The organism is Thauera aromatica, assembly GCF_023093595.1.
In the GTDB taxonomy this organism is placed as follows: domain Bacteria; phylum Pseudomonadota; class Gammaproteobacteria; order Burkholderiales; family Rhodocyclaceae; genus Thauera; species Thauera aromatica_A.
The window spans coordinates 36,193-43,731 of the sequence record NZ_JALLIK010000084.1 but is presented as its reverse complement, the minus strand read 5'-3'; the positions used below and the strand labels follow the sequence as shown (position 1 = coordinate 43,731).

Annotated in this window: 13 protein-coding genes and 1 pseudogene; 13 read left to right on the top strand and 1 reads right to left on the bottom strand. The window is 60.9% G+C overall.

Annotated elements, in window-relative coordinates:
- Both MXC99_RS04175 and MXC99_RS04170 read left to right on the top strand, forming a co-directional pair.
- Positions 1 to 195 (top strand): annotated as a pseudogene (locus MXC99_RS04175) (hypothetical protein); the annotation flags it as partial.
- 73 nt (positions 196 to 268) lie between these two features.
- Positions 269 to 598: a hypothetical protein gene (locus MXC99_RS04170; RefSeq protein ID WP_247724295.1), complete on the top strand. Its 330-nt coding sequence runs from the start codon at positions 269 to 271 to the stop codon at positions 596 to 598.
- Between the two features lie 360 nt (positions 599 to 958).
- Here MXC99_RS04170 and MXC99_RS04160 read toward each other — a convergent pair whose 3' ends face one another.
- Positions 959 to 2,635, bottom strand: a complete 1,677-nt coding sequence (locus MXC99_RS04160; protein WP_282100131.1) for a flagellin — start codon at positions 2,633 to 2,635, stop codon at positions 959 to 961.
- A gap of 389 nt (positions 2,636 to 3,024) precedes the next feature.
- Between MXC99_RS04160 and MXC99_RS04155 the strand changes: the two genes are divergently transcribed.
- The 11 genes from MXC99_RS04155 (at position 3,025) to MXC99_RS04105 (ending at position 7,444) form a co-directional block, all read left to right on the top strand.
- Entirely contained in the window at positions 3,025 to 3,267 is a 243-nt protein-coding gene (locus tag MXC99_RS04155) for a type II toxin-antitoxin system RelE/ParE family toxin (protein ID WP_247724294.1), read from the top strand.
- Entirely contained in the window at positions 3,257 to 3,547 is a 291-nt protein-coding gene (locus MXC99_RS04150; protein ID WP_247724293.1) for a helix-turn-helix domain-containing protein, read from the top strand. Before MXC99_RS04155 ends, MXC99_RS04150 begins: the two co-directional genes overlap by 11 nt.
- A gap of 604 nt (positions 3,548 to 4,151) precedes the next feature.
- Positions 4,152 to 4,424, top strand: coding sequence for a BrnT family toxin (locus MXC99_RS04145; RefSeq protein ID WP_247724292.1), 273 nt, complete (start codon positions 4,152 to 4,154; stop codon positions 4,422 to 4,424).
- The gene (locus MXC99_RS04140) at positions 4,384 to 4,653 is read left to right on the top strand and encodes a BrnA antitoxin family protein (RefSeq protein ID WP_075146911.1); all 270 of its coding nucleotides are present in this window, start codon (positions 4,384 to 4,386) and stop codon (positions 4,651 to 4,653) included. The genes MXC99_RS04145 and MXC99_RS04140 overlap by 41 nt, the downstream gene beginning before the upstream one ends.
- A 226-nt stretch (positions 4,654 to 4,879) precedes the next feature.
- The gene (locus tag MXC99_RS04135) at positions 4,880 to 5,134 is read left to right on the top strand and encodes a FitA-like ribbon-helix-helix domain-containing protein (protein WP_432654226.1); all 255 of its coding nucleotides are present in this window, start codon (positions 4,880 to 4,882) and stop codon (positions 5,132 to 5,134) included.
- Positions 5,131 to 5,553, top strand: coding sequence for a type II toxin-antitoxin system VapC family toxin (locus tag MXC99_RS04130; RefSeq protein ID WP_247724290.1), 423 nt, complete (start codon positions 5,131 to 5,133; stop codon positions 5,551 to 5,553). The genes MXC99_RS04135 and MXC99_RS04130 overlap by 4 nt, the downstream gene beginning before the upstream one ends.
- Positions 5,554 to 5,710: 157 nt before the next feature.
- Positions 5,711 to 5,932 carry a hypothetical protein gene (locus tag MXC99_RS04125; RefSeq protein WP_247724289.1) on the top strand — a complete coding sequence of 74 codons (222 nt, stop codon included), beginning with the start codon at positions 5,711 to 5,713 and terminating at the stop codon, positions 5,930 to 5,932.
- Positions 5,886 to 6,284, top strand: coding sequence for a hypothetical protein (locus MXC99_RS04120; protein ID WP_075146910.1), 399 nt, complete (start codon positions 5,886 to 5,888; stop codon positions 6,282 to 6,284). The genes MXC99_RS04125 and MXC99_RS04120 overlap by 47 nt, the downstream gene beginning before the upstream one ends.
- 60 nt (positions 6,285 to 6,344) lie before the next feature.
- Complete coding sequence (locus MXC99_RS04115) at positions 6,345 to 6,539, top strand: PIN domain-containing protein (RefSeq protein ID WP_247724288.1); 195 nt, start codon at positions 6,345 to 6,347, stop codon at positions 6,537 to 6,539.
- A 258-nt stretch (positions 6,540 to 6,797) separates the two neighbouring features.
- Positions 6,798 to 7,022 (top strand): AbrB/MazE/SpoVT family DNA-binding domain-containing protein, encoded by a 225-nt coding sequence (locus MXC99_RS04110; protein WP_075146905.1) that lies wholly within the window; start codon positions 6,798 to 6,800, stop codon positions 7,020 to 7,022.
- Positions 7,019 to 7,444: a putative toxin-antitoxin system toxin component, PIN family gene (locus MXC99_RS04105; protein ID WP_247724287.1), complete on the top strand. Its 426-nt coding sequence runs from the start codon at positions 7,019 to 7,021 to the stop codon at positions 7,442 to 7,444. The genes MXC99_RS04110 and MXC99_RS04105 overlap by 4 nt, the downstream gene beginning before the upstream one ends.
- The last annotated feature ends 95 nt before the right edge of the window (positions 7,445 to 7,539 follow it).

The following is a 7,539-nucleotide window of genomic DNA, read 5'->3' as shown; positions in this document are numbered from 1 at the left end:
CGAAAGACGGCAGGAAAGCGCTTCATGCCAAACCACGCCGGGGTTCTTCAGAGTCGATTTTTTCCAGCCAAGCTGGAAGCCGAAGGTGATGACGCAATTTTCAACACCCTGCTAGACACCGCCGCAGACAGCGTGCGCCGCAAGGTTGCACCCGTACCGCGCAGTAACACAAAGCCGAGTTCGGCCAGTTCATGACGCCTTCGAGCGCGGCCTGCTTCATGGCGTCCGTTTTTCGGGGGCAAGCTCATAGCTATTTCATGGAGGCATCATGCCAAAAAAGAAAATGCTCAAAACAAATGGCAACTCAATTCAGAGTTTTAAGGTTTCTGAAAGCAAAATTAAGAGCACCCACTCAGACGCAAACATTGATGTAATTCTCTTGCACGTGAGCATAAATGACGACGAATACAGTTATCAAATACGCCGTGACACACGAGCACCTGACTTAAATCAGATAAAAACTCATATTGAAAGCTCTCTCCAAAGGGCAAAAGAAGAATTTCTAGACATTGAAATTTCAGAATATTCTGAACGGAATTACCTATTCTTCATAGTTCAAAGTATCGGGCAACAACAATACACAGGTCGACGCATCTGAAATAGCCGACCCTGCAGTCGAGTGGGCCAGCCAAAAAACTGCGCTTTTTTGTTCCCTCCGCGCCTCTACGTCAGGCGGCAAAGTATTTTCCTTCGCGGTCGCGTTGCCCGCTTTGCTTTCCGGCTTCGCGTGAGCTGCGCGCGTTGTGTTGCTTCTCTCTCGGTCTCCCGATGCGGCCGAAGTAAGTGCCATTCCTGTTGAGGCCAAGTAAAGTTGGGGCCGAAAAGCGGGTGCCGCTTGGTGTTCAACAATGGATAAGATAAGCGAATAAAAACCGCCAGTCCCATTGTCGGGAGTGGCGGTTTTTTGCCAGCCCTACTCCCTGTAAAACGACCAGGGAGCAGTTGCAGTGACTGCGAATTAACGCAGCAGCGACAGCACGCCCTGCGGCACTTGGTTGGCCTGGGCCAGCACCGAGGTACCGGCTTGCTGCAGGATCTGGGCGCGGGTCATGTTGGCCACTTCCACCGCGTAGTCGGCGTCTTCGATACGCGAACGGGCGGCGGACAGGTTGGTTTCGTTGGTCTTCAGGTTGGTGATCGCCGAATCGAAACGGTTCTGGATCGCGCCGAGGTCGGAGCGCAGCTCGTCGACGATCTTCAGCGCATCGTCGAGGGCGGCGAGCGGATCGGCCGTCGCGGTGCCGGCGGTCGCGGCATCGAAGGTCAGCGTGCCGCCAGCATCCTTGTACAGCTGTGCGCCCTGGCCGTCGGTGATCATGCCGTTAGCCTGCTCGTAATAGGTGGTGGTGACGGTGGTGTTGGCGTCGGTGGTCAGGGTGCTGTCGGAGGCACGGAACTTGACCGCAGCAGCATTGGCGGTCAGGGTCACGGCGCCACCGGCGGCGACAGAGTAGCCGTTGCTGGTGGAGTAGCCGGTGCCGGCCTGAGCCGCATTGAAAGCCGTAGCGCTGACGCTGGCGCCGGTCACGTCGATAGCTGCGCCACTATCAGTGAAGGTAGTGCCGCCCATGGTGATCGTGTCGGCATCGCTGGCATCAGCCGCAATTGCAGTGGCCAAGGTCAAGGTAGTCGCCTGGACCAGACCTCCGGCATTGTTGGTGGTCAGGTTGCCACTGCCATCAAGGTACAAGACTTGACCATCTTCGGAGGTCAGGTTGCCGGTTGCACCATCTACTACTGCATTGGCTTGGGCGCCACCGATCGTCGCGGTGATGGTGATGCTGCCGCCTGCCGCAGTCGCGGCGGCATTGATGTAAGTGGCTACACCAGCCGCCCCCGCCCCGGCAGCATTGAAAGTGAAGGAGTCCGATGCGGCATTATAGATGTAGTTGTTGCTATCGGCAACAACGCCCAGACCAGTGTTGGTGCCGGTATAGGTCACGGAGTTGGTGTCGACCAGGCTGGCCAGCACGTTTGCCGAAGTCGCTGCCACGTTGGCAGTGATCACATCCTTGCTCCATACGGTGGTGCCGTTGGCACCAGCGGCGGAGGTGAAGGTGGCTGCAGTCAGGTCGGTGCTGGTGGCGGCGGCATTGGCCACGTCGGCGTCGTTGATGTTGAAGCCGGTCAGACCGAGGGCGGTCTGGTTGATTTCCTTGAGCGAAATATTGATCGCTTCGCCGTCGTTGGCGCCGACCTGGATCTTGAGGTCCTGGGTGGAGGCGAGCACCTTGGTGCCGTTGAAGCTGGTTTCTTCGGAGATGCGGTTGACCTCGTTCAGGCGCTGGCCGATTTCGGCCTGGATCGAATCGAGGTCTTCCTGGCTGTTGGTGCCGTTCTGCGACTGCACGCTCAGTTCGCGGATGCGCTGCAGGTTGTCGTTGATCTGGTTGAGCGCGCCTTCGGCGGTCTGGGCGGCGGAGATGCCGTCGTTGGCGTTGCGCTGGGCCTGAACAAGGCCCTTGATCTGGCTGCTCATGCGGTTGGCGATGGCCTGGCCGGCGGCGTCGTCCTTGGCGCTGTTGATACGCATGCCGGAGGACAGGCGCTCCATGGCGGTGGTCAGCGCGTTCTGCGACTTGCTCAGGTTGGCCTGGCCGATCAGCGAGGTGATGTTGGTATTGATGACGGACATGTTGAATCCCCTGTGTTGGTAAGTCCAAAGTTGGCTGGTGCCGTGCCGCGGCTGCGCCGCATCTGCCCGCCCTGCCGCAACGGCGGTAACCACCGTTGCTAGGTGTATCGGGCGGCGGCGGGAAAGCTTTAGGGCGGGGGGCGAAAAATCTTGCGCGGCGGGCGCGGGGACGCAGGGGAGAGCCGGCGGGTCGCCCCTGCCGGGCCCGGGTCGGTTTGGGTGAACGGCAACGGGCGGATGAGCTTCAGCTTCGAGGGCGAGAACACTGTTTTGGTCGATATCCGCTTTTAGCGTACAATCTTGCGCATGGTCTTCGTTGAACTCCCCGTTTTCGTTCGCTGCACTCAAGGGCTGTTTCGGACGATGATCTGCGCGAGCTACAGACGACCTTGCAGGAGAACCCAGCTGCCGGGGATCTGATTCCCGGTGGTCACGGCCTTCGCAAACTGCGCGTGCCGTTGCCTGGACGAGGAAAGCGAGGCGGGGCACGGGTGATCTACTACCACTGGGGCCGCCATGGTCAGTGCTATCTGGTCTACGCCTATGCCAAAAATGTGGCGGCCGACCTGACCAAGGACCAGCTACGGCGGCTGGCCGATGTAATCGACGCGGAGGTGAGCCATGGACGATAAGCAATTCGACGCGCTGCTGGAGAGCGTTCGCGACATGGGGCGCCACATGCGTGGCGAAACGGTCGCGGAAGTGAAGGTGCACGAGTTTCCGGAACCCGACGTCAAGGCCATCCGGGAACGTACCGGCCTGAGCCAGACCCGTTTCGCCTACCTGATCGGGGTCAAGCCCAAGACCCTGCAGAACTGGGAACAGCACCGGGTTCGCCCGGCAGGGCCAGCCCGCGCTCTGTTGAGGATCGTCGAGGCCAATCCCGGCGCCCTGTCAGTGCTGCATACCTGACGGCTACCCATTCCGGGAGGGAAAAGGGGTCAGACCCCTGTTCCTCTACGAGTGCGGGGGGCGAAAAATCTTGCACGGCGTGCGCCGGTGGCCGGCGTCCGCCGGCGAAGACTTCCTTTACTCATTTTTGGGGGGGAAAGGGGTCAGACCCCTATTTCACCCTCTCTGGGGGTCGCATTCCCGGGCCGCAGATCGAAGGCCCCGCCCGACACCAAATAAGGGAAGGGGGAAAGGGGTCGCCCCCCTATTCACCTGGGTCGTGAGGGCGGTGTCAGCCATGCGGTGATACGCCAACTAGCGGTTTGAACTTCCGCCAGCCCCCGACCAAGAGGGTGGGCGGAGCCGAGCGGGTTGGTCGACCGGTAGTTGGCACCGGCAGGGCTTGCGCCCTCCCGCCCGGCCCGCCCATAAGAGCAACACCGAGCACGCACAAAAAAGCCGCGGAGAGAGGCGCGGCTGTGCGCCGACGTTTCCGGGCGACCAAGCCCGCACGCTGCTTGTTCGGCAGCGATGGCGCAAAGGTACGCTCGGGCGGAGGCACGTGCCAAGGATGTAGTTACAAAAATCACTTGATCCTCCTTTTGTTGTAACTACAATAATTCGTATGGAAATCGAGTTCGACTCCGACAAGCGCGACAAAACCCTGACCGAGCGGGGCATGGATTTCGCCCGAGCCGGCGAGGTGTTCGCAGGCAGGCACTTCACCGCCGAGGACACCCGCGAGGATTACAGCGAGCCGCGCTACATCACCGTCGGCAAGCTGGATGGCCGGATGGTGGTCATGGTCTGGACGCCCCGCGGCGAAGCCCGCCGCATCATCAGCATGAGGAAAGCCAATGAACGCGAACAAGCGCGCTACGCACACCGACTGGATTGACCCGGACGATGCGCCGGAGTTGACCGACGAGTTCTTCGAGCAGGCAGACGAGTATGTCGGCGACAAGCGGGTCCGCCGGGGCCGCCCGAAAGCTGGCAGCCCTAAGCTGGCCCTGACGGTCCGGTACGATGCCGAGGTCGTGGAAGCCTTCAGGGCCACCGGCAAGGGCTGGCAGACGCGCATGAACGCCGCCCTGAAGGACTGGCTCAAGACGCACTCCCCGGCGTAAGCCGTCGGCCTCATCAACCGGAAGTTCCGAAGAAATAGGAAAGGGGTAGGAGAGAAAAGGGGTCAGACCCCTGTTTCAGGGACGTAGGGGCGACCCACCGGGTCGCCCCTACCGCGCCCGAGTCGGTTTGGGTGCGCGGTGGAAAGGGGCGCGGACACTGACGATTGCGTCATTGATTTCAATCCACTAGATTGCAAGCGCCTACATCATAAAGAGGTTTTGAAAGATGCGATCCGTTACCGTCCGAAATGTGCCCGATGAAGTGCATCGCGCCATCCGTGTGCGGGCCGCTCAACACGGCCGCAGCATCGAAGCGGAGATGCGCGACATTCTGGAATCCGCTGTGAAGCCGCAAGGCCGGGTCAAGCTCGGTTCGATGCTGGCCGAGATCGGCCGCAAGCTGAAGCTGACCGAAGAAGAGTTCGCCATCTTCGAGAGCGTGCGAGACAAAACCCCGGCCCGGGCGGCAAGTTTCGAATGATCCTGCTCGACGCCAACGTCGTTTCGGAGCCGCTGCGGCCAGTACCCGGGGCCCGCGTCATTGAATGGATCGATGCGCAACCGCTGGAAACACTTTACCTGTCCGCACTGACCGTGGCCGAACTGCGCGCCGGCGTGGCGCTGCTGCCGGAGGGAAAGCGCCGGAACAACCTGCATGAGTACCTGGAGAAGCGCGTGCTGCCCATGTTCGTCGGGCGTGTGCTGCCGTTCGACCTGGCTTGCACGAACGCCTATGCCGAATTGCTCGCGACCGTGCGCAAGTCGGGCAGCGGGATCGAGACTGCCGACGCCTGCATTGCGGCGGTCGCCGTCGCCAACGGGTTTATCGTTGCCACACGCGATACAAGCCCCTTCCAGGCCGCCGGCGTGACCGTTATCAACCCGTGGGAGGCCGCATAGGGGCCACGAACAGAGCATGACTGTGGATGCAAGCTGCGTACCGCAGTGAGTGCGGGACGGAAGCCGGCACAAGACATTCGCCGCCGAACGATGCTACAGTTGTGTCGTCAGATTCAAAGCCGCCACCAGTGCGGCTTTTGCATGACTGGAGGTAAACATGAACCACCTGATGAACTGGATTGATGGCTTCGCCAGCGTCATCGAAAGCTACCTCTTTACAGGCCGCCGTTACGTTCGGCCCCGCAAGGGGAAAGGCTTCAAGGACGACAGAATGCGCTTGCGCGGCGACGTTCGACGCATAAGCACCGACATCAAGGCGAGCACCGCAGCATATGGCAACAAAGGCAGTTCAGGCGAAGGCTACAAATCGCAACGGTGACCAGCTGACGGTGCAATCGCATGAGTCTGATGCTCTGCTGCTGCCTGTTGAACAGTTGGAGCGCCTTCACCACTTTCGCCCCGATCTGGTTGATTTCGTCATCGAGCAAACCAGAACCGAAGCCGAGCACCGCAGGCGGCAGGACGTGATCGTCAACCGATTCATTTTTGTCGAGCGCGTGATCGGGCAGCTTTCGGCCATTGTCGTGGCCTCGCTCGGCATCGCCGGCGGCATTTATGCCGGGCTCAACGGCCAGCCTTGGCTGGGCGGCACGATCGCAACTGTCACGATCGGCACCCTGGGGGTCGCATTCCTGGGCCGCAGGTCGAAGGCCCCGCCCGACACCAAATAAGGGAAGGGGAAAAAGGGTCAGCTCCCTATTTCCTGTTCGCCGGGACGTAGGGGCGACCCGGTGTTCGACCTGGCTTGCACGAACGCCTATGCCGAATTGCTCGCGACCGTGCGCAAGTCGGGCAGCGGGATCGAGACTGCCGACGCCTGCATTGCGGCGGTCGCCGTCGCCAACGGGTTTATCGTTGCCACACGCGATACAAGCCCCTTCCAGGCCGCCGGCGTGACCGTTATCAACCCGTGGGAGGCCGCATAGGGGCCACGAACAGAATCACCGAAGCCCGAGAAGGGGGAAAGGGGTCGGGCACCTGTTTCACCTGGGTCGTGGGGGCAATTCACCGGGACGTAGGGGCGACCCGGCGGGTCGCCCCTACAGCCATGACTGTCGATCCGGGAGCCCTTCTCGACGCCAGGCGCAGCAGTTTCCATGGCGTGAGTTGAGTTGAAATCGACGTCCATTCGTAAGAATCGGACTAGAATTGAATTCCTTACTTCATTACTTTCCGAGATCGCCATGCTGGCCAAGCGCACGAGCAAGAACCAGATCACCCTGCCCAAGGCCATCGTCCAGACCGTTGGCGAGGCCGACTACTATGACGTCGCAGTTGAGGACGGCAAGATCGTGCTGACGCCGGTTCGTCTGCAGCAGGCCGATGCTGTGCGGGCAAAGCTGGAAGAACTGGGCATCACCCAGGACGATGTGGGTGACGCCATCGCCTGGGCCAGAAAGCGCGCATGAGCGTTCCGCGCGTTGTTCTCGACACCAACTGCCTAGTCTCCGCGCTGATCTTCTCGCGGGGCCGCTTCACCTGGTTGAGAGAGGCGTGGCAGGCCAAGCGCTTCGTCGCCCTGGCCAGCCGCGACACCGTCAGCGAACTGCTGCGGGTGCTGAGCTACCCGAAGTTCAAGCTCCGCCGCGAAGAGCAGGAATGCCTTCTGGCCGAATTCCTGCCCTACGTCGAGACCGTGGAGGTGGACGCCGCACCGCAAGGCCTGCCCGACGTGCGTGATGCGGACGACATCGTCTTCCTGGCGCTCGCTGCCGCTGCCTGTGCCGATGCCCTGGTCAGCGGCGATGGCGACATTCAGGCGGTCAGATCACAGTTTCACATCCCGATCCTCACCGTAGCGGAGTTCAGCGATTGGCTGCAGCGGAATTGATCTGGCATACGCCAAGTCTCGACCTGGACATGGAAAAAAGGGGCCAGCCCCCTACTTCCTGCAGCTTGTTGAGCTGCGGGATTCCCGTATAATTA